Source organism: Micromonospora sp. CNZ285 (genome assembly GCF_004637285.1).
Genome location: NZ_SPQD01000001.1, coordinates 3,444,323 through 3,464,740 on the forward strand (window position 1 = coordinate 3,444,323; position 20,418 = coordinate 3,464,740).

14 protein-coding genes are annotated in these 20,418 nt (G+C 73.5%); 6 read left to right on the forward strand and 8 right to left on the reverse strand.

What is annotated here, in order from left to right:
* Positions 1-48: 48 nt before the first annotated feature.
* The 7 genes from mraY to mraZ form a co-directional block, all read right to left on the reverse strand.
* Positions 49-1,176: a phospho-N-acetylmuramoyl-pentapeptide-transferase gene (mraY, locus tag CLT75_RS15445; RefSeq protein ID WP_091420798.1), complete on the reverse strand. Its 1,128-nt coding sequence runs from the start codon at positions 1,174-1,176 to the stop codon at positions 49-51.
* Positions 1,173-2,582: a UDP-N-acetylmuramoyl-tripeptide--D-alanyl-D-alanine ligase gene (locus CLT75_RS15450; protein WP_135241285.1), complete on the reverse strand. Its 1,410-nt coding sequence runs from the start codon at positions 2,580-2,582 to the stop codon at positions 1,173-1,175. Before CLT75_RS15450 ends, mraY begins: the two co-directional genes overlap by 4 nt.
* Positions 2,579-4,141, reverse strand: coding sequence for a UDP-N-acetylmuramoyl-L-alanyl-D-glutamate--2,6-diaminopimelate ligase (locus tag CLT75_RS15455; protein ID WP_209310330.1), 1,563 nt, complete (start codon positions 4,139-4,141; stop codon positions 2,579-2,581). Before CLT75_RS15455 ends, CLT75_RS15450 begins: the two co-directional genes overlap by 4 nt.
* 52 nt (positions 4,142-4,193) lie before the next feature.
* A complete protein-coding gene (locus CLT75_RS15460; protein WP_135241287.1) occupies positions 4,194-6,407 on the reverse strand; it encodes a peptidoglycan D,D-transpeptidase FtsI family protein in 2,214 nt (737 codons plus the stop codon).
* A 3-nt stretch (positions 6,408-6,410) separates the two neighbouring features.
* Positions 6,411-6,992, reverse strand: coding sequence for a cell division protein FtsL (ftsL, locus tag CLT75_RS15465; protein WP_135241288.1), 582 nt, complete (start codon positions 6,990-6,992; stop codon positions 6,411-6,413).
* Positions 6,989-8,098 (reverse strand): 16S rRNA (cytosine(1402)-N(4))-methyltransferase RsmH, encoded by a 1,110-nt coding sequence (rsmH, locus tag CLT75_RS15470; protein ID WP_135244026.1) that lies wholly within the window; start codon positions 8,096-8,098, stop codon positions 6,989-6,991. Before rsmH ends, ftsL begins: the two co-directional genes overlap by 4 nt.
* Positions 8,099-8,302: 204 nt before the next feature.
* Positions 8,303-8,734, reverse strand: coding sequence for a division/cell wall cluster transcriptional repressor MraZ (gene mraZ, locus CLT75_RS15475; RefSeq protein WP_073831045.1), 432 nt, complete (start codon positions 8,732-8,734; stop codon positions 8,303-8,305).
* A gap of 355 nt (positions 8,735-9,089) precedes the next feature.
* Here mraZ and CLT75_RS15480 point away from each other — a divergent pair, with 355 nt between their 5' ends.
* From CLT75_RS15480 to CLT75_RS15490, 3 genes are read left to right on the forward strand one after another with little or no spacing between them, the layout of a single operon-like run.
* Positions 9,090-10,337: a MurT ligase domain-containing protein gene (locus CLT75_RS15480; protein WP_135244027.1), complete on the forward strand. Its 1,248-nt coding sequence runs from the start codon at positions 9,090-9,092 to the stop codon at positions 10,335-10,337.
* Positions 10,327-11,049, forward strand: coding sequence for a type 1 glutamine amidotransferase (locus CLT75_RS15485; protein WP_091420812.1), 723 nt, complete (start codon positions 10,327-10,329; stop codon positions 11,047-11,049). Before CLT75_RS15480 ends, CLT75_RS15485 begins: the two co-directional genes overlap by 11 nt.
* Before the next feature lie 29 nt (positions 11,050-11,078).
* Positions 11,079-11,756: a TVP38/TMEM64 family protein gene (locus tag CLT75_RS15490; protein ID WP_486485348.1), complete on the forward strand. Its 678-nt coding sequence runs from the start codon at positions 11,079-11,081 to the stop codon at positions 11,754-11,756.
* 45 nt (positions 11,757-11,801) lie between these two features.
* Here the strand turns inward: CLT75_RS15490 and leuS are convergent, their stop codons facing one another.
* On the reverse strand, positions 11,802-14,642 hold the full coding sequence (gene leuS / locus CLT75_RS15495; protein WP_135241290.1) for a leucine--tRNA ligase: 2,841 nt from the start codon (positions 14,640-14,642) through the stop codon (positions 11,802-11,804).
* A 397-nt stretch (positions 14,643-15,039) separates the two neighbouring features.
* Here leuS and CLT75_RS15500 point away from each other — a divergent pair, with 397 nt between their 5' ends.
* The 3 genes from CLT75_RS15500 to CLT75_RS15510 are packed head-to-tail and all read left to right on the forward strand — an operon-like array spanning position 15,040 to position 19,877.
* On the forward strand, positions 15,040-16,095 hold the full coding sequence (locus tag CLT75_RS15500) for an AAA family ATPase (RefSeq protein WP_135241291.1): 1,056 nt from the start codon (positions 15,040-15,042) through the stop codon (positions 16,093-16,095).
* Between the two features lies 1 nt (position 16,096).
* Positions 16,097-17,395: a DUF58 domain-containing protein gene (locus CLT75_RS15505; RefSeq protein WP_135241292.1), complete on the forward strand. Its 1,299-nt coding sequence runs from the start codon at positions 16,097-16,099 to the stop codon at positions 17,393-17,395.
* 16 nt (positions 17,396-17,411) lie between these two features.
* Positions 17,412-19,877: a transglutaminase TgpA family protein gene (locus CLT75_RS15510; protein ID WP_135241293.1), complete on the forward strand. Its 2,466-nt coding sequence runs from the start codon at positions 17,412-17,414 to the stop codon at positions 19,875-19,877.
* Positions 19,878-20,418 lie beyond the last annotated feature (541 nt).

The window sequence follows — 20,418 nt, forward strand, 5'->3', positions numbered from 1 at the left end:
CGGGGCTCCGGTGACAATCGGGAGCCCCGCCGTGACGCGGTGGTGCGGTCAGCTGACCGCGGCGAGGAACTCGCTGTAGAACAGGCCCAGCGCGATGGCCACACCGATACCGGCGATGATCCAGAACCGGACCACGATGTTGACCTCGCTCCAGCCCGCCAGCTCGAAGTGGTGCTGCAACGGCGACATCCGGAACACGCGCTTGCCGGTGGTACGGAAGGAGATGATCTGGATGACCACGGACATCGTGATGATCACGAAGAGGCCGCCCAGGATCGGCAGCAGCAGGATGGTGCGGGTGGACATCGCCATGCCGGCGATCAGGCCGCCCAGCCCGAGCGCGCCGGTGTCGCCCATGAAGATCCGCGCCGGGGACGTGTTCCACCACAGGAAGCCCACGCAGGCGCCGGCCGCCGCGCCGGCGATCAGCGCGATCTCCAGCGGGTCGCGCACGGCGTAGCAGTACGACTCGGTGTAGTTCGGGTCGGCGCACCAGTGCCGGTACTGCCAGAACGCGATCAGCGCGTACGCCGCCAGCACCATCACCGAGGCGCCGGTGGCCAGGCCGTCCAGGCCGTCGGTGAGGTTGACGCCGTTGGTGGCCGCCATGACCACCATGATGATGACGATCACCGCGCCGATCTTGCCGATCTCCAGCGCCGGGATGTCCCGGATGAAGCTCAGCGTGGTGCTGCCCACCGTCTCGGTGTTCGTGGCGTTGCCGCCGGCGTCGGTCATGCTGGACGGGAAGTAGACGGCCACCGCGCCGAACACGGCACCGACCAGGATCTGCCCGGCCAGCTTGCCCCGCTTGTTGAGGCCGCCGCTGTGCCGCTTGCGCACCTTCAGGAAGTCGTCGATGAAGCCGACCGCGCCGGAGAACACCATCAGCCCCAGCAGCACCAGCGCCGTGATGGTCGGCTCGACCTGGGCGATCTGCGCGTCCGGCAGCGTGGTCAGGGCCAGGTGCCCGGCGACGTACGCGATGACCGTGGCCAGGATGAAGACCACGCCGCCCATCGTCGGCGTGCCCTTCTTGCCCTCGTTGCTGGCGAGCCCGAGATTCGATCGGATCGGCTGGCCGGCCTTCAGCCGGGCGAACACCTTGATCGCGATCGGGGTGCAGAACAGCGAGATCAGGAACGCGACCCCGATGGCGACGATGACCGCCCTCATGCGGCGCCGCCCTCCGTCGCACCCTCACGGGCGTCCGCGCGCAACGCGTCGGCCACCTCCCAGGTCCGGTACCGGGAGCCCTTCACCAGCACCACGTCCCCTGGACGCAGCTCGCTCCGCAGCACCTCGACGGCCGCCGCCTGATCGGTGAGCAGCACCGACTCTCCTCCCCAATTACCTACCGCTGTCGCGCCCTCGTGGATCGGCGCCGCCGGCTCGCCCACCACGAGCAGCCGGTCCACTCCCAGTTCGGCCGCGAGCCGGCCGACCTGCTGATGCCCCTGAAGTTCGAAGTCACCCAGCTCGGCCATGTAGCCGAGCACCGCGACGGTACGCCCGTCGCCGCGCATGCTGGCCAACGCCCGCAGCGCCACGCCGGTGGACGCCGGGTTGGCGTTGTACGAGTCGTCGATCACGGTCACCCCGTCGGGACGCTCGAAGACGTCCATCCGGCGGGTCGAGACCAGGCCCAGTTCGTTCAGCGCCGCCGCCAGGTCGGGCAGCGGCAGGCCCAGCTCCCGGCCGACCGCCGCGGCGGCGAGCGAGTTGGAGACCTGGTGCCGGCCGGTGAGCCCGAGCCGCACGGGCGCGCTGCCCTCCGGCGTGACCAGGGTGTACGAGGGTCGTCCCCGGCCGTCGACAGTCACGTCCACGGCCCGCACGTCGGCGCGCTCCGACTCGCCGTAGCGCACCACCCGGGCGCGGGTACGCGACGCCATCGCGTCGACCCGCGGGTCGTCGGCGTTGAGCACCGCCAGCCCGTCGTCGGGCAGCGCCTCGACCAGTTCGCCCTTGGCGAGCGCGATGGTCTCCACCGAGCCGAACTCGCCCAGGTGCGCCACGCCGACGTTGAGCACCACGGAGATCCGCGGCGGCACGACCTCGCACAGGTAGCGGACGTGCCCGACCCCGCGGGCGCCCTTCTCCATCACCAGGTAGCGGGTCTCCGGGGTGGCCTGCAACGCCGTGTACGGGTGCCCCAGTTCGTTGTTGAACGAGCCGGGCGGCGCCACCGTCGGGCCGAGCCGGACCGCGAGCTGGGCGATCAGGTCCTTGGTGGTGGTCTTGCCGGACGAGCCGGTCAGCCCGATCACCGTCAGCCCGGGCAGCCGGTCCACCACCGCGCGGGCCAGCCGGCCCATCGCGTCGAGCGCGTCGCCGACGAGCACCATCGGCACGCCCGGCACCTCCCGGGTGCCGAGCACCGCCACCGCGCCGGCCGAGATCGCGCCGGCCGCGTAGTCGTGGCCGTCCACGCGCTCGCCGGGGAAGGCCACGAACAGCCCGCCCTGGTTCACCTTGCGGGAGTCGAACTCGACGGTGCCGGTGACCCGGGCGTCCGGGTCGGCGCCGACGAGCCGGCCGTCGACGGCGGCGGCCACCTCGGCCAGCGTCAGCGGGATCACCGCTGACCCACCAGGTCACCGAAGCGGGCGCGCAGCGCCGCCGCCAGCTCCACCCGGTCGTCGAACGGCAGCACCTCGCCGCCGATCTCCTGGCCGCGTTCCTGGCCCTTACCAAGCACCGCCACCACGTCACCCGGTTCGGCCACCCGGACCGCCTCCTCGATCGCCGCCCGCCGCCCGGGCACCTCGATGACGCGGGCCGGGGTCGCGGCGGCGTACGCGCCGGCCAGCACCTCGGCCCGGATCGCGGCCGGGTCCTCGGTCCGCGGGTTGTCGTCGGTCACCAGCACCACGTCGGCGCCGCGCGCGGCCACGCCGCCCATCACCGGCCGCTTGCCCCGGTCCCGGTCGCCGCCGGCGCCCAGCACGCAGATCAGCCGGCCCTCGGTCAGGCCGCGCAGCGCGGTGAGCACCGCCTCGATCGCGTTGGCCTTGTGCGCGTAGTCGACCACCCCGCGTACCGGGGCGTCGCCGCTGACCAGTTCCAGCCGGCCGGGCACGCCACCGCAGGCGGCCACGCCGCGCGCCGCGGTCTCCGGGTCCACCCCGGCGGCGACCAGCAGGGCGACCGCCAGCAGCGCGTTCGCCACGTTGTGCCGGCCGGGCAGCGCCACGCCGGTGGGCAGCGTCAGCCCGTCCGGGCCGTGCAGCGTGAACCGCTGCGCGTACCCCTCGCCGTCGATGCCCTCGGCCCACCAGGTGGCGTCCGGGTCACCGGCCGCCGAGTAGGTGACGGTGCCCGGCTTGTACAGCGGGCGCAGCGCCGGGTCGTCGTGGTTGAGCACCTCGACCCGGCAGCGGCCGTCGAACAGCTTGGCCTTGGCCGCGAAGTAGTCCGCCTCGTCGGCGTGGAAGTCCAGGTGGTCGGAGCCGAAGTTGGTGTAGCCGCCGACGTCGAACCGGACGCCGCCGACCCGGCCCATGGCGAGGGCGTGGCTGGACACCTCCATGACCACCGTGTCCACCCCGTGCTCGCGGGCCACCGCGAGCATGGCGTGCAGGTCGGTGGCCTCCGGGGTGGTCCGGACGCTGTCGATCACCAGGTCGCCGAGGCGGGTCTCCACGGTGCCGATCAGGCCGGTGACGTGCCCGGCGGCGCGCAGCCCCGACTCGACCAGGTAGCTGGTGGAGGTCTTGCCGGCGGTGCCGGTCACCCCGATCACGGTCAGGCCGGCGGTCGGGTCGCCGTAGACGGTCGCGGCCACCTCGCCGAGCGCGTCGCGCGGGTCGTCGACGACGAGCACGGGCAGGCCGGTGCCGGCGGCGAGCGCCGCGCCGGCCGGGTCGGTCAGCAGGGCCACCGCGCCCGCCTCGGCGGCGGCCGCGGCGAACTCCGCGCCGTGGCGCCGGGCGCCGGGCAGGGCGGCGTACAGGTCGCCGGGGCGTACCTCCTGGGAGGCGTGGGTCACGCCGGTGACGGCCGGTTCGTCGGCCTCCTCCGGCGGGGTCGCCGCCACGCGGGCGGCGAGGTCGCCGAGCCGTACGGGACGCACGGTTGTGGGACGTGGATTGCCGGGCACGGCGTCAGACCCTACCCGGTCGTCCGGTTCCGACCGCACAGCCGCCCCGGTGGTTCGTCGCCACTCACCGATGATGTCCCGCCGTCCCCGCTCAGCGCGGAAAGACCTCGAACTTCGGGGACTTGTTGGTGAGCGACGGCGGCACCCGGTAGTGGCGGAGAGTGAAGCCCATCATCTCCCGGAACGCGGGCGCGGCGACCGCGCCGCCCCCGCCGCCGGGGCTCCACACGAACACCGCGACGACGTACCGGGGGTTCTCCGCCGGGGCCATGCCGATGAACGAGCCGACCTCGCCGGGCTGCTGCTTGCCGCCGTCGTAGCGCAGCCCGGTGCCGGTCTTGCCGGCCACCCGGTAGCCGGGCACGGCCGCGGCCAGCCCGGTCGCCGGGCCGTCCGGGCCGTCGACAGTGGTGACCGCCTCCATCATCTGACGCAGTGCCGCCGCGTTGGCCGGGCTGAGCACCGATCGGGTGGTGGGCGCCGCGGCGGGGCTGCGCTTGCCATCCGCGCCGATGGTCTCCTTGACCAGGTGCGGCTGCACGTACGTGCCGTTGTTGGCGATGGTGGCGTACGCGGCGGCCATCTGCAGCGGCGTGGCGTCCACGCTGTGCCCGATCGGCACCGACCCGTACGCCGAGCCGCTCCACTGGTCCGGCGGGAGCAGCCGGCCGGACGCCTCGCCGGGCATGCCCTCACCGGTCGCCGCGCCCAGCCCGAACCGCTTCTGGTAGTCGAACAGCCGGTCCTTGCCCAGCTCCTCGGCGATCTCGATGGTGCCGACGTTCGACGAGAAGGCGAGCATGCCGGGGATGCTCATGGTGCGGCCGCCGGCCGGGTGGGTGTCGCGGAAGGTGACGCCGCCCCGGACGATCGTGTCCGAGACCGGGAACCTGGTGTCCGGCGTGATCACGCCCTCCTGGAGCGCCGCGCCGTAGGTGATCGCCTTGTGGATCGAGCCGGGGTCGACCACGAACGTGGTGGCCGCGTCGTCCCGGTCCGCCGGGGAGCCGACCTTGGTGGGGTTGGCCGCGTCGTACGTCGGCTGGCTGGCCTGCGCCAGCACCTCGCCGCTCGGCACCTCGATGATCACCGCGGCGCCGACGCTGCCCTTCACCTTGGCCGTCTGCTTCGCCAGGATGCGTTGCGTCATGAACTGGAGGTCCCGGTCGACGGTGAGCTTGAGCGAGCTGCCCGGCTGCGGCTGGGTGGTGCGGCTGTAGCCGCCCGGGATGGGCGCGGCCAGGTCACCGAGGCCCACCTCGTAGGTCCGCTTGCCGGCCTGCCCGCGCAGCACGTCGTCGTACTTGGCCTCCAGCCCTTCCAGGCCGTTCATGTCCTGGCTGACGAAGCCGATCAGGTTGGCGGCCAGGTCACCGCCGGGCACCTCGCGCCGCTCGTCGCGGTGCACGTTGATGCCGGCCAGGTCGAGCGCCATGATCTTCTTCGCGGTGCCGATCTCCACGCCGCGGGCCAGGTAGACGAACTGCAACGGGGTGTCGGTGCCGGGCAGGGTGCGCTTGCGCATCTTCTCGGCCAGGTCGGACACGGGCACGCCGAGCAGCGGGGAGAGCAGGCGCGCGGTGGCGAACCGGTCCTTGACCCGGGTCGGGTCGGCGAACACGTACCGGGCCTCGACGCTGTGCGCCAGCGGCTCGCCGCCGCGGTCGAGGATCGCCCCGCGCGGGGCCGGCAGCTCGACCACGGCGAGCCGGTTGGGCAGGCCGCCGTCGGCGTACGCCGGGGTGTCCACGGTCTGGAGGTAGACCAGCCGCACGCCGATGCTGGCGAACAGCGCCAGCGCCAGCACGGTGCCGAGCCGCAGCCGCCGGCGCGGGTCGCCCAGTCGCGGCGGCCGGCGCGGCTTGCGTACCGGCCGGCGGGGTTGCGCGGCCGGGCGGCGCGGCTGGGACCGGCGGCGCGGCGGCGGCGCGTCCTCGTCGTCGTCGAACGGTTCCCGGACCGGCCGGGACGAGACGGTCCGCACCACGCCGGCCCGGCCGCCCGCGGCGGTGGACCGGCGGCCGGACCGGGCGCCGTCGGTGGCGGGCTCACGCGTGCCGGCCCGGCCGGCGCGGCCGCCGTCGAGCACCTGCAACGCGGGCCGGAACGGGTCGCCGGACCGGTTGCTCCGGGGGGTACGCCGTTGCTCGGCGCCGCCGCCCTCGCGCACGGTCCGCCCGCGCGGGGTGTACGCCCGGGCGTCGGAGATCCCGCCGAGGCCCGGCTCGCGCGGCTCCGACCCCCGCGACGATCCGCGCCGGGAGCCATTGGCGTCCCGGCGCGGATCATCCGATCTCGGCGGCATCGCTCAGCCTCCGTTGCCCTGCCGGCTGGTGACCGACGGGGCGCCCTGCGCGGGGTGCGGCACCCCGATGGTCTGGCCGTCCGGCAGCCGGATGTAGGCCGGGTCCTCGGACTCGACCAGGCCGAGCCGCCGGGCGTTGGCGGTCAGGTTGCCGGGCGCCTTCTGCTCGGCGATCTCCTTCTTCAGCTCCTGCTCGTCCACGTCCAGCTTGGCCTGCTGCTGCTGCAGCTTCTCCAGCTTGAACGCGTTCTCGTTGATCTTGGTGTTGACCGCCAGGATGCCCAGCACCCCGCCGACCACCAGCACCAGGATCAGCGCGACGAACGGCGCCCGCGGCACCCGGATCGGCGCCGGCGGGGCGACCCGCAGACGCGGCGCGGGCGCACCGGTGACCCGGGTACGCTCGGCCGGCCGCAGCGCGGCGCTGCCCTGCGTCGGAAACTCGCGCGCCCCCCGGGCGCGAGCCTGCTCCCGGCGGTCGGTCGCGGTCGTGTCCCGCGTGGTGCGCTGCGCCGCGGTCCGGCCCCCCGACCGCGGTGCGCGCTGCCCGACGGCTCCCCGGCCGTCGCGCTTCTCGACGTTCATGTCCCCTCCCCCTCCTCGTCCGTCCCGTTCGCGTCCCCCGGGGCCGACCGCGGGTCCTCGCCGGACCCCGGTGACCCCGTCCCCGGTTGGTGCATCGCCTTCACCCGGCGGCGGTACCGTTCGCGGTCGGTACGCCCCTGCCGGGCCGCCTCCGGGTCGAGCCGTTCCGCGGCCCGCAGCCGCACCGAGGCGGCACGCGGGTTCGCGGCCACCTCCGCCTCCCCGGGCAGCTCGGCGCCCCGGCTCAACAGCCGGAACGTCGGGCCCGACCCGGGCAGTTCGACCGGGAGGTCGATCGGGCCCTTACTGCGGACCCGATCGGCGAGCGCCTGCTTGGTGAGCCGGTCCTCCAGCGAGTGGTAGGACAGGACCACCATGCGGCCGCCCACGGTGAGCTTGTCCAGAGCAGCCGGCAGCGCCGTCTCCAGCGCTGCCAGTTCTCTGTTTACCTCGATCCGTAAAGCCTGAAACGTTCTCTTTGCCGGGTGTCCACCGGTTCGTCGGGCCGGTGCCGGAATGGCGTCCCGGACCAGCTCGGCCAGCCGGGCCGAGGACGTGATCCGGTCGCGCTCCCGTTCCCGGATGATCGCCGAGGCGATCTTCCCGGCGAACTTCTCCTCGCCGTACACCCGCAGCAGGCGGGCCAGGTCCGGGTGGGAGTAGGTGTTTACGACCTCTTCGGCGGTCACCCCCCGGGTCTGGTCCATCCGCATGTCCAGCGGCGCGTCCTGCGCGTACGCGAACCCGCGGTCGGGCGCGTCCAGTTGCAGGGACGAGACGCCGAGGTCGAACAGCACCCCGTCGATCGCCGGGTAACCGAGCCGGTCGAGCACCTCGGGCAGCTCGTCGTAGACGGCGTGCTCCAGGTGGATCCGGTCGGCGAACCGGGCCAGGCGGACCCGCGCGTGGGCGAGCGCCTCGGTGTCCCGGTCCAGGCCGATCAGCACCGTGTCCGGATGCGCCGAGAGCACCGCCTCGGCGTGCCCGGCCAGGCCGAGCGTGGCGTCGACGTGCACGGTGCGACCGGGCCGGCCCAGTGCGGGGGCCAGCAGCTCGAGACACCGCTCGAGCAGCACCGGCACGTGCGTGCCGCGTAGCTCCCCCATCTCGACCCCCACCCCGTTCGCCAACCGTTCCGTCACGTGTCCGTCGTCGCCACGACGCCTCGCCATACCGCCAGATCCCCATCCGCTCCCGCCCGCCGGAGGCCGCGGCCCTCCGTGTCGGATCGTGCGCCTGGCACCGGGGAAGGGGTGCCAGGAACTCGAAAGCGGCTGGAGATCTCGCAGTACGTCGGGCGCCGTCACGCCCTACAGACCGCCGGGCAGCACCCCCTCCTCGATGTCGGCGAAGTCGTCTTCGCTCTCCGCGAGGTAGGCCTCCCAGGCCGCCCTGTCCCAGATCTCCACCCGGGTGCTCGCTCCGATCACGACCAGATCCCGGTCCAGTGCCGCGTACGACCGCAGGTGACCGGGAATCGTGACCCGCCCCTGCTTGTCCGGCACCTCGTCGTGCGCGCTGGCGAAGAAGACCCGGCTGTAGGCCCGGGCCGCCTTGCTCGTCATCGGCTGCGCGCGCAACTGGTCCGCGATCCGCTGGAACTCGGGCATCGGGAAGACGTAGAGGCAGCGCTCCTGCCCTTTGGTGATCACGACACCCCCCGCCAGTTCGTCCCGGAACTTCGCCGGCAGGATCAACCGGCCTTTGTCGTCCAGGCGCGGAGTGTGGGTGCCGAGGAACATCGGCCCAACCCCCTCGCCCTGAGCGGCGTTCGCGGCGCCGCTGACCCCCCGGGCCGGTGTGGCCCTCCCGGCCTCACCATCGCGCCCCACTCTACTCCACTTCCCTCCACCTGCAACCAGAATCGCCCGCGCGGCGTGGCGTTTCCGCGCGCAAAACCGCACGTCAACGCGGGTGGGGCGGAGTGGAGGGGGTGGGGCGCGCCCCACACCGTCCGCTACCCGACATCGACCGCCGCCGTCCGGCCCCGCGCGCTCCGCCCGTCCGCCGGGCCGTCCCCGGCCGAACGGTTCGCCGTCGGCGGCGATCTGGTGGAGGTGGCGGTCCGGTAACCTCGCTCGCGTGACGGACGCGAAGATGCCCTTGCGGGCAAAGGTGGCCAGCTCCGTGTCGCGCACCGCCGCGGCGCTGTCGCGGGCCGCGGGCCGTGGCGACGGTTCGGTGATCGGCGGCTGGATCGGCCTCAAGATCGACCCGGACCTGCTCGCCCACCTCTCGGCCGGGCGGGCCATCGCCCTGGTGTCCGGCACCAACGGCAAGACCACCACCACCCGGCTCACCACCGCCGCGGTCGGCGTGCTGGGCCGGGTCGCCACCAACTCCTTCGGCGCGAACATGCCCACCGGCCACACCTCGGCGCTGGCAAAGGCCGGCAGCACGCCGTACGCGGTGCTGGAGGTGGACGAGCACTACCTCGCCCAGGTGCTGGAGGCGACCGAGCCGCACGTGGTGGCGCTGCTCAACCTCTCCCGCGACCAGCTCGACCGCGCCAAGGAGGTCGCCATGATGGCGCAGCTCTGGCGCGCCGCCCTGGTCCGGCACCCGCGGGTGCGGGTGGTCGCCAACGCCGACGACCCGATGGTGGTGTGGGCCGCCTGCCCGCCGGCCGACCCGGCCCAGGGCCACGTGCCGCCGCACGTCACCTGGTTCAGCGCCGGGCAGCGCTGGCACGACGACTCCTGGGTCTGCCCCGAGTGCGGCTCCACCATTCAGCGCTCCGGCGAGCAGTGGTGGTGCACCGGCTGCCCGCTGCGCCGCCCCGAGCCGAACTGGACGGTCGAGGACGACGGCGTGCTCGACCCCACCGGCGCCTGGCACAAGATCCGGCTCCAGCTCCCCGGCAAGGTCAACCTCGGCAACGCGGCCACCGCGCTGGCCGTCGCCGCCGAGTTCGGCGTACGCCCGGTGGACGCGGTGTCCCGGCTCGGCACCGTCACCTCGGTGGCCGGCCGCTACGCCCAGGTCGACCGCGACGGGCGCAACATCCGGCTGCTGCTGGCGAAGAACCCGGCGAGCTGGCTGGAGGCGTTCGACATGGCTGACGTCGCGCCGACACTGCTGTCCATCAACGCCCGCGACCCCGACGGGCTGGACACCTCCTGGCTGTTCGACGTGGACTTCTCCCCGCTGACCGGCCGGCAGGTGCTGATCACCGGCGACCGGGCGTACGACCTGGCGGTGCGGCTGGAGGTCAACGGGGTGCCGTTCCAGCACGTCCGCAGCTTCGACGAGGCCGTCCGCGCGGTGCCGCCGGGCCGGCTGGAGGTCATCGCCAACTACACCGCCTTCCAGGACATCCGAGCGGAGCTGGACCGTGTCAACTGAGAGCCTGCGCATCGTCTGGATCTATCCCGACCTGCTGTCCACCTACGGCGACCGGGGCAACGCGCTGATCCTGGCCCGCCGGGCCCAGCTGCGCGGCATGCCGGTCGAGGTGCTGGAGGTCCGCTCCGACCAGCGGCTGCCCGCCACCGCCGACATCTATTTGATCGGTGGCGGCGAGGACGGCCCGCAGGCGCTCGGCGCCCAGCGCCTGATCGCCGACGGCGGCCTGCACCGGGCGGTGGCCCAGGGTTCGGTGGTGTTCGGCGTCTGCGCCGGCTACCAACTGCTCGGCACCTCCTTCTTCGCCAAGGGCACCCGCTGCGCCGGCCTGGAGCTGCTCGACCTCTCCTCCGACCGCGGCCCCACCCGGGCCGTGGGCGAGCTGGCCGGCGAGGTCGACCCACGGCTGGGCATCCCGCACCTGTCCGGGTTCGAGAACCACGGCGGCCGCACCCACCTCGGCCCGGGCGTGTCCCCGCTGGCCCGGGTCACCACCGGGGTCGGCAACGACGGCGCCACCGAGGGCGCGTGGCGGGGCAAGCTGCTCGGCACCTACTCGCACGGCCCGGCGCTGGCCCGCAACCCCGACCTGGCCGACCTGCTGCTGCGCTGGGCGACCGGCATCCACCAGCTCCCCCCGCTCGACGACACCTGGGCCGACCGCCTCCGCTCCGAGCGCCGCACCGCGGTGGCCGCCGCCCCGAGGCCGTGACCGACGCCGCCCGGCCGGGGCGGCGACCGGTGGCCCGCCGGCTCGCCGGGTTGCTGCGGCAGCCCTCGGCGCGCCGGTTCGGGCTGCTCCTGCTGCTGCTCGCCGGGTTCGGCGTGACGCTGCTGCTGGTGCCCCGGCCGGACCCGGCCGACCTGCCCCGGCTCGCCGACTCGCTCGGCGATTACGGCCCGCCCGCAGCGGTGATCGGCGGCGCGCTGCTGCTGGTGGCGCTGGTGCCGCGGACGTTCGTCACGCTGGCCGCAGGCGCGATCTTCGGCCCGGTCCAGGGCGCCGCGTACGCGCTCGGCGCGGCGCTGCTCGCGGCGGCCATCGGCTTCACAGTGGGCCGGGTGCTGGGCCGCGAGTTCGTCGCCGAGCGGGTCCGCGGCCGGCTGGCCCGCCTCGACGGCTGGTTCGCCCGGCAGAGCGTCTTCGGCGTGGTCACCGTGCGGCTGCTGCCGATCGCCGGGTTCGGCCTGGTCAGCTACGGCTACGGCACCACCGCCGCCCGGATCCTGCCGTTCCTGGCCGGCAGCGTGATCGCCTCCGCCCCGACGGCCGTCGGCTACGCGGCGATCGGCGCCGCCGCGACAAGTCCCGGTTCGATCAACTGGTACGCGGCCGCGCCGGCCAGCCTCGGCCTGATCGCCAGTGTGCTGATCATCCACCGCTGGTGGCGGGCCGAGCGGCGACGCCGCGCACTCTGACCGGCGGTGGGCGTGCCCCGATGTGGACACGCCCACCGACCCGGGTCAGGCGACGACCGAGACCATCCGGCCCTTCACCACGATCACCTTGCGGGGCTCCTTGCCGCCCAGCGTGCCGGCGACCGCCTCCAGTGCGGCCGCGCGGACCACGTCCTCGGACGCGTCGGCGGGCACCTCGACCCGGCCCCGGACCTTGCCGTTGACCTGCACCGGGTACGTGACCAACTCGGCCACCAGCAGGGCCGGGTCGGCGACCGGGAAGTCCGCGTACGTCAGCGAGGTGTCGTGACCCAGCTTGCGCCACAGCTCCTCGGCCATGTGCGGGGCGAACGGGGCGACCATCAGCACCAGCGGCTCGGCCACCTCGCGCGGCGTACGCGCCAGCCGGGTCAGGCCGTTGGTCAGCTCGATCAGCTTGGCGATGGCGGTGTTGAACCGGATCCCGTCCATGTCGGCGCGGACCCCGTCGATCGCCTTGTGCAGCAGCCGCCGGGTCGCCTCGTCGGCCGGCTCGTCGGTGACGCGCAGCTCACCGGTCTGCTCGTCGACGACGGTGCGCCAGACCCGCTGCAGGAACCGGTACGAGCCGACCACGGCCCGGGTCTCCCACGGGCGGGACACCTCCAGCGGGCCCATCGACATCTCGTACACCCGGAACGTGTCGGCGCCGTACGCCGCGCACATGTCGTCCGGGGTGACCACGTTCTTCAGCGACTTGCCCATCTTGCCGTACTCGCGCCGCACCTCGGTCTCGCCGTGGAACCAGCGGCCGTCGACCTCGACGACCTCCTCGGCGGGCACGTAGGCGCCGCGCGGGTCGACGAACGCGTACGCCTGGATCATGCCCTGGTTGAACAGGCGGCGGAACGGCTCGAACGACGACACGTGGCCCAGGTCGTACAGCACCTTGTGCCAGAAGCGCGCGTACAGCAGGTGCAGCACGGCGTGCTCGGCACCGCCGACGTACAGGTCGGTGCCCCCGCAGTCGCCGTCGCGGCGCGGACCCATCCAGTACGCCTCGTTCGCCGGGTCGGCGAAGCGCTGCGAGTCCGTCGGGTCCAGGTAGCGCAGCTCGTACCAGCAGGAGCCGGCCCACTGCGGCATCACGTTGGTCTCGCGGGTGTAGCGCTTGGGCCCGTCGCCCAGGTCCAGCTCCACCTCCACCCAGTCGCGCCGCCGCGACAGCGGGGTCTCCGGGTTGCTGTCGGCGTCCTCCGGGTCGAACGTCTTCGGCGAGAAGTCCTCCACCTCGGGCAGCTCGACCGGCAGCATCGACTCCGGCAGCGCGATCGGCGCACCGGTCTCGTCGTACACGATCGGGAACGGCTCGCCCCAGTAGCGCTGCCGGGAGAACAGCCAGTCGCGCAGCCGCCAGGTGACCGCGCCGGCGCCGTGCCCGTTGGCCTCCAGCCACTCGATGATCCGGGCCTTGGCGTCGGTGACGCCCAGGCCGTCCAGGTCGATGCCGCGCTCCGGCGCGGCGCTGTTGATCGCCGGGCCGTCACCGGTGTACGCCTTGCCGTCGAAGCCCTCCGGCGGCTGCACGGTCCGCACGATCGGCAGCTCGAAGACCTCGGCGAAGTCCCAGTCCCGCTCGTCCTGCGCGGGCACCGCCATGATCGCGCCGGTGCCGTACCCGGCCAGCACGTAGTCGGCGATGAAGATCGGGATCTGCCCGCCGGTCACCGGATTGGTGGCGTAGGCGCCGACGAAGACGCCGGTCTTCTCCTTGCTGTCCGCCTGCCGCTCCACGTCCGTCTTGGCCGCGGCGGCCTTCCGGTACGCCTCGACGGCCTCACGCGGGCCGGCGTGCCCGCCGGTCCAGGCGTCCTTCGTCCCCTCCGGCCAGGCGGCCGGCGTCAGCACGTCGACCAGCTCGTGCTCGGGCGCCAGCACCATGTAGGTGGCGCCGAAGACGGTGTCCGGCCGGGTGGTGAACACCCGCACGGGGGCCGCGTCGGTCGGGAAGTCGATGTGCGCGCCGGTCGACCGGCCGATCCAGTTGCGCTGCTGCAGCTTGATCGGCTCCGGCCAGTCCAGTGTGTCCAGGTCCTCCAGCAGCCGGTCCCCGTACGCGGTGATCCGCATCATCCACTGCTTCAGGTTGCGCTTGAAGACCGGGAAGTTGCCGCGCTCGGAGCGGCCGTCGGCGGTGACCTCCTCGTTGGCCAGCACGGTGCCCAGTCCTGGGCACCAGTTCACCGGCGCCTGCGAGACGTACGCCAGGCGGTGGTCGTCGACGATGCGCCGCCGCTCCCCCACGGACAGCTCGGCCCACGGACGCCCGTCCGGGGTGGCGCGGGTGCCGCCCTCGAACTCGGCGATCAGCTCGGCGATCGGCCGGGCCTTCTTCGCGTCCGCGTCGTACCAGGAGTTGAAGACCTGCAGGAAGATCCACTGCGTCCAGCGGTAGAACTCGGTGTCGATGGTCGCCACCGACCGCCGCTCGTCGTGGCCCAGACCCAGCCGGCGCAGCTGCTCCCGGTACCGCTCGATGTTGGCCTCGGTGGTGGTCCGGGGGTGGGTGCCGGTCTGCACCGCGTACTGCTCGGCGGGCAGGCCGAACGCGTCGAAGCCCATCGCGTGCAGCACGTTGCGCCCGGCCATCCGCTGGTAGCGGGCGTAGCAGTCGGTGCCGATGTAGCCCAGCGGGTGGCCGACGTGCAGGCCGGCGCCGGACGGGTACGGGAACATGTCCAGCACGTACAGCTTCTCGGCGCCCGCGCGCGGGTGGCCCGGGTCGGCCAGCGGACCGACCGGGTTCGGCGCGTGGAAGGTGCCCTCCCGCGCCCAGGTGTCCTGCCAGCGGTGCTCGATCTCGTCGGCCAGGGCGGCGGTGTACCGGAACGGGGGGATGTCGGTCGCCGGTGCGGCTGCCTCACTCATGGCGTCTCCTCGGCGCGGATCGATTCGAAAAAATTGTGGGCGGTCTGCTGCGGGCACAAAAAAGCCCCTCGCGCAGGAGGGGCGGCCGTGCTGTCGCGCGTTCAGCGCATCAACACGGCTCGGTAAGAAGCAGGAAGAACCCGGCCATGCAGGCAGTGTACCTCGCACCCCTCGGCGGCGGCGCGCCCGTTCCACCCGCGGCGGCCGGTCCCCCGGTCCGGCGAATATTCCGGGCGTAACCGACCGACCACCTGCGGGAGTCGGCAGTAACGACAAACATGGTTAGCCTGAGATACCAATGAGATTTCTGCGGCAGACGAGGCTCGGCGTCGCGAACCCAACGGCGGGTCCAGGTGCTCTATAAAGAGCTGCCGTCCAGGCGACGAGGAGGAGGCCCGTGACACAACAGACCTGGGACGAGGTGGGCGGTCTGCTGCCGCACGACGAGTTCCGCGCCGCCAGCGAGGCCATCGTGGCCAACATCGAGCAGGTCATCGAGGGCAAGACCGCCACCGTCCGGCTCGCCCTGGCGGTGCTGCTGGCCGAGGGTCACCTGCTCATCGAGGACGTGCCCGGCGTCGGCAAGACCAAGCTCGCCAAGGCGATGGCCCGGTCCATCGACTGCTCGGTCCGGCGGATCCAGTTCACCCCCGACCTGCTTCCCAGCGACGTCACCGGCGTCAGCGTCTACAACCAGGAGACGCACGACTTCGAGTTCCGCCCCGGCGCGGTCTTCGCCAACCTGGTGGTCGGCGACGAGATCAACCGGGCCTCGCCGAAGACCCAGTCGGCGTTGCTGGAGTGCATGGAGGAGCGGCAGGTCACCGTCGACGGGGTCACCTACCAGTTGCAGACGCCGTTCATGGTGATCGCGACGCAGAACCCGATCGAGATGGAGGGCACCTACCCGCTGCCCGAGGCGCAACGCGACCGGTTCACCGCCCGCATCGCGATGGGCTACCCGGACCCGCGCGCCGAGCTGGCCATGCTCGACGGGCACGGGGGCGTCGACCCGCTGCCAGGGCTGCGGGCCGTCTCCGACGCGGCCACCGTCCGCCGGCTGATCGGCCACGTCCGGCAGGTGCACGTCGCCGACGCGGTCAAGCAGTACGCGATCGACCTGGTCACCGCCACCCGGGAGGCGCCCGACCTGCGCCTGGGCGCGTCCCCGCGGGCCACGCTCCAGCTGCTGCGCACCGCCCGCGCGGTGGCCGCGCTGGAGGGCCGCGACTACGTCCTGCCGGACGACCTCCAGGTCCTCGCGGTGCCGGTGCTGGCGCACCGGATCATCCCGACCGCGGACGCGCAGCTGGCCCGGCGTACCACCGACGCGATCGTCTCCGAGCTGGTGCACCGCCTGCCGCTCCCGCACGACCGGCAGCGCTCGCCGTACGACACCCGGCCCGGCGGCGGCGGCAACGGCCGCGGGCCGTACGAGCCGCGGAGGCCGTGACGTGCGTGACGGCCTTCGTGGGCTGACCACCCGCGGCCGCTCCTTCCTGGCGGCCGCGGTGGCCGCGGCGATCTCCGCGGGCATCCTGGGCGAGAAGGACCTGCTCCGGGTGGCGGTGCTGCTCGCCGTGCTGCCGCTGCTGGCCGCCGCGTACGTCGGACGCAGCCGGTACAAGCTGGCCTGCAACAGGTCGCTGGAGCCGCACCGGGTGCCGGTCGGCGCCAGCTCCCGGGTGGTGCTGCGGCTGCAGAACCTGTCCCGGCTGCCCACCGGCACGCTGCTGCTGGAGGACCGCCTGCCGTACGCGCTGGGCAGCCGGCCCCGGGTGGTGCTGGAGCGGCTCGGCGCGCACCAGGCCAGCTCCGTGGCGTACACGGTCCGCGCGGACGTGCGCGGCCGCTACGAGGTGGGGCCGCTGGTGATCCGGCTGACCGACCCGTTCGGCCTGTGCGAGCTGACCCGGTCGTTCCCCAGCACCGACCACCTCACGGTGATCCCGCAGGTCACCCCGCTGCCGTCGGTCCGGCTGCCCGGTGAGTACGCCGGCAGCGGCGACAGCCGGGCCCGCTCGGTGGCGGTGCACGGCGAGGACGACGCCGCCACCCGGGAGTACCGGAGGGGCGACGACCTGCGCCGGGTGCACTGGAAGTCCACCGCCCGCACCGGTGAGCTGATGGTGCGCCGCGAGGAACAGCCGTGGGAGAGCCGCGCGACGGTGGTGCTCGACACCCGCGCCGCCGCGCACCGGGGCGAGGGCCCGACGGCCAGCTTCGAGTGGGCGGTCTCGGCCGCCGCCAGCATCGCCGTGCACCTGCGCGAGGCCGGCTACAAGCTGCGGCTGGTCACCGGCAACGGCGCCGACGTCGGGGCCACCGAGGCCGGCGGCGAGGGACTGCTGCTCGACCACCTCGCCGACGTGCACCTGGACCGGCGCGGCGAGATCACCACGCTGGTGCAGCAGGTGCGGCAGCGCGCCGACGGCGGTCTGATCATCGCGCTGCTCGGCACGCTCGGCACCGCCGAGGCGGAACTGCTGGCCGGGCTGCGCGGCAACGGGGCCACCTGCGTGGCGTTCCTGCTCGACAGCAACACCTGGCTCAACCTGCCCCCGAACGCCCGGACCGAGGCGGAGCGGGCGCACGGCGCCGCCGCGCTCGCGCTGCTGCAGAGCGGCTGGCGGGTCATCGGGGTGGAGCACGGCACCCGCCTGCCGATGCTGTGGCCGCAGGCCGGGCGAGGCTCGCAGGGCTTCGCGCTGCGGGCGGCCATGGCCGAGACGGTGGCCGGCGGACGACGATGACCGGAGGGATGGTCCTGTGACCCCGCACCGCAACATCGGGTTCGTCGCCGCGGCGGCGACGCTGCTGGCGGCGGCCCCGCTGTCGGCGATCTTCGAACGCTGGACCTGGCTGATCCAGGCCGCCGTCGTGGTCGCCGTGGTGGCCGGCTCGGCCGCGTTGAGCCGGCTGGGCCGGATGCCGCTGTGGGGGCAGGTGCTGGCCATGCTGGCCGGGCTGACACTGGGCCTGACGTGGGTCTTCCCCGGCGGCACCGAACTGCTCGCGTTCGTACCGACCCCTGCGACGTTCGCCCACTTCGGCGACCTGCTGCAGACGTCGTTGCAGGACATGCGCTCGTACGGCGTGAAGGTGCCGGACGTCGACTCGCTGCTGTTCCTCGCGGTGCTCGGCATCGGCGCGGTCGCGGTGGTGGTGGACGTGCTCGCGGTCGGGTTGCGCCGTCCGGCGCTGGCCGGCCTGCCGATGCTCGCCATCTACTCGGTGCCGGTCGCGGTCTACGTCGACAGCGTCCCGGCCACCCCGTTCGTGGTCGGCGCCGCCGGTTACCTCTGGCTGCTGGTCACCGACAACGTCGACCGGGTACGCCGGTTCGGCCGCCGGTTCACCGGCGAGGGCCGTGACGTGGACGTCTGGGAGGCGTCCCCGCTCGCCGCGGCCGGACGGCGGCTCGCCGTGGTCGGCGTGATCGTGGCGGTGGCGTTGCCGCTCGCCGTGCCCGGGATGACCGGCGGGCTGCTGAACAACGTCGGCGCCGGGCCCGGCGAGGGCAACGGGCGCCCGGGCCAGGGCGGCAGCTCGGGCCGGGTCGACCTGTTCGCGGCGCTCAGCGGCCAGCTCAACCAGAGCGAGGAAATCGAGCTGGTCAAGGTCAGCACCAACGAGACCACCCCGTTCTACCTGCGCCTGGGCGTGGTGGACGACCTGCGGCCGAGCGGCTTCCAGGCACGCGTGCCGACCGGGAAGTCGGTCGCCCGTTCGCTGTCCGAGCCGCGGGAGGACGCCCCGCGCGGCGTCGACCGGCAGCGCTACCGCGCCACCGTCGAGGTGACGAAGAACCTGAACATGCCGTTGCTGCCGGTCTACACCGAGCCGGTCAAGACCGAAGACCTCAACGGCAACTGGCTGTACGACACGAACCAGCAGGTCGTCTTCTCCAACCGGGACAACGCCCGCGGCAAGAGCTACTCGTTCGACTACGTCCGGTCCACCTTCAGCCCGGCGGCGCTGCGCGCGGCCCCGCCGATGCCCTCGGACAGCATCCTGATGCGGCAGCAGACCGAGCGGCCGTCCGTCCCGGCCGTCGAGGAACTGGTCGCGCAGCTGGTCAAGGGCAAGTCGGGCGACTACGAGAAGGTCCGGGCGATCTACGACTACTTCTCCGTCGACAACGGCTTCGCCTACGCGCTGTCCACCCGCAACGGCAGCAGCGGCGAGGACATCACCGACTTCCTCGCCACCAAGGTCGGCTACTGCCAGCAGTACGCCGCGGCGATGGCCTGGCTGGTCCGGTCCGCCGGCATCCCCGCCCGGGTCGCCGTCGGGTTCACCAACGGCAGCAAGGCCGACAACGGCACGTACGTGCTGACCAACCGCAACCTGCACGCCTGGACCGAGGTCCACTTCAGCGGCATCGGCTGGGTTCCGTTCGACGCCACCCCGGCGGCGGCCGTGCCCGGCTCGGTCCGCTCGGCCTGGGCGCCGGACATCGACGCCCCCGAGGAGGTCACCCCGTCGGCCGGCAGCACCAGCGCGCCCGACGCGGCCGGCCCGTCGGCCGGGCCGAACGAGGCGGACCGGCTGGACAAGGACACCGACCAGGGCCTGACGCTGAACCAGGGCGGCCCGGCCGAGGAGAGCCCGGTCTGGCCGTGGTGGCTGGCCGGTGCGCTGGCGCTGCTGGCGCTGCTCGCCGTACCGGCCCTGCGCCGCTCCGCGCTGCGCCGCCGCCGGCGCGTCCGGGCGGTCCCGCCCGCGGCCACCGCACTGCCCGTGCCGGGTCAGCGCGGCGAGACGCGGCCGGTCGTCGTCGGCGTGGACGCCGAGGCGGCCCGCGCCGACGCGCACGCCGCCTGGGACGAACTGCTCGACACGCTCGTCGACTTCCACGTCCGGGTGGACCGCACGGAGACCCCACGGGCCACCGCCGAGCGGCTGGCCCGGGAGGCGCTCGCCGAGCGGGGAGACGCCGCGACCGGGGTACGCCTGCTCGGCCGCGCCGAGGAACGCGCCCGCTACGCCCGTGACCCGCTGACCGACGCGGAGCTGCAGCCGGCGCTGCGTACGGTCCGGGGCGCGCTGGCGGCGGGCGCTGATCGCCGTACCCGGCTGCTGGCCGCGCTGCTGCCCCCGTCGGTGCTGCAGCGTTGGCGCACCGCCCTGGCCGAGCAGTCGGCAAAGGTGGTGACCACGAGCGGCCAGGTCCGGCAGCAGATGACCCGCTGGAGCCCGCGCCGCCTCCTGGCCCACCGCCCCACCCGCTAACCCACCCGCTAACCCACCCGCCCGCCCCCTCCCGCCCCCTGCCCTCCCCGTCCCCCGCCCGCCCCCACGGCGTTGATCAAGGAGTTTGTGTCCAAATCCAGCCCCGCTGAGAACACAAACTCCTTGATCACCGCTTCTGGGCCGGGCACGCACGAGATCTTGGTACGAAATGGCCCCCATAGGGGCGCTTTCCTACCAAGATCTACGGGCTCCCGGGATATGGGCAGCGCATCCCGCCTGCCGGGCGAGCATGGCTGATCAGGTGAGCTGGGCACGCCACCCCCGCCTCGACGATCTTGCACTTTGTGCCCGGGCGAATGGGACATTCGGGGCTCCGCTCGGGCCGAAAGTGCAAGATCGCGCGGGAGGGCGGGTGTGGCTGCCTGCTGGTGAGCGGCGGGGAGGCTCGGGCGCGACGGGGAGCTGCTCTGCCGCGACCCGGGCACGGTGCGCAGCTTACGTGCGGGGCGACCCGGGCGCGGTGCGCATGCCTGGTCGTGTGGAGCGACCCGGGCATCAGGTGCTGACGGAGGCGCGGGCG

Coding starts and splice junctions, on each gene's coding strand:
- CLT75_RS15480 (WP_135244027.1), top strand. CDS start 9,090: ATGCCCTTGCGGGCAAAGGTGGCCAGCTCCGTGTCGCGCACCGCCGCG.
- leuS (WP_135241290.1), bottom strand. CDS start 14,642: ATGAGTGAGGCAGCCGCACCGGCGACCGACATCCCCCCGTTCCGGTAC.
- CLT75_RS15460 (WP_135241287.1), bottom strand. CDS start 6,407: ATGCCGCCGAGATCGGATGATCCGCGCCGGGACGCCAATGGCTCCCGG.
- rsmH (WP_135244026.1), bottom strand. CDS start 8,098: ATGGGGGAGCTACGCGGCACGCACGTGCCGGTGCTGCTCGAGCGGTGT.
- mraY (WP_091420798.1), bottom strand. CDS start 1,176: ATGAGGGCGGTCATCGTCGCCATCGGGGTCGCGTTCCTGATCTCGCTG.
- ftsL (WP_135241288.1), bottom strand. CDS start 6,992: ATGAACGTCGAGAAGCGCGACGGCCGGGGAGCCGTCGGGCAGCGCGCA.
- mraZ (WP_073831045.1), bottom strand. CDS start 8,734: ATGTTCCTCGGCACCCACACTCCGCGCCTGGACGACAAAGGCCGGTTG.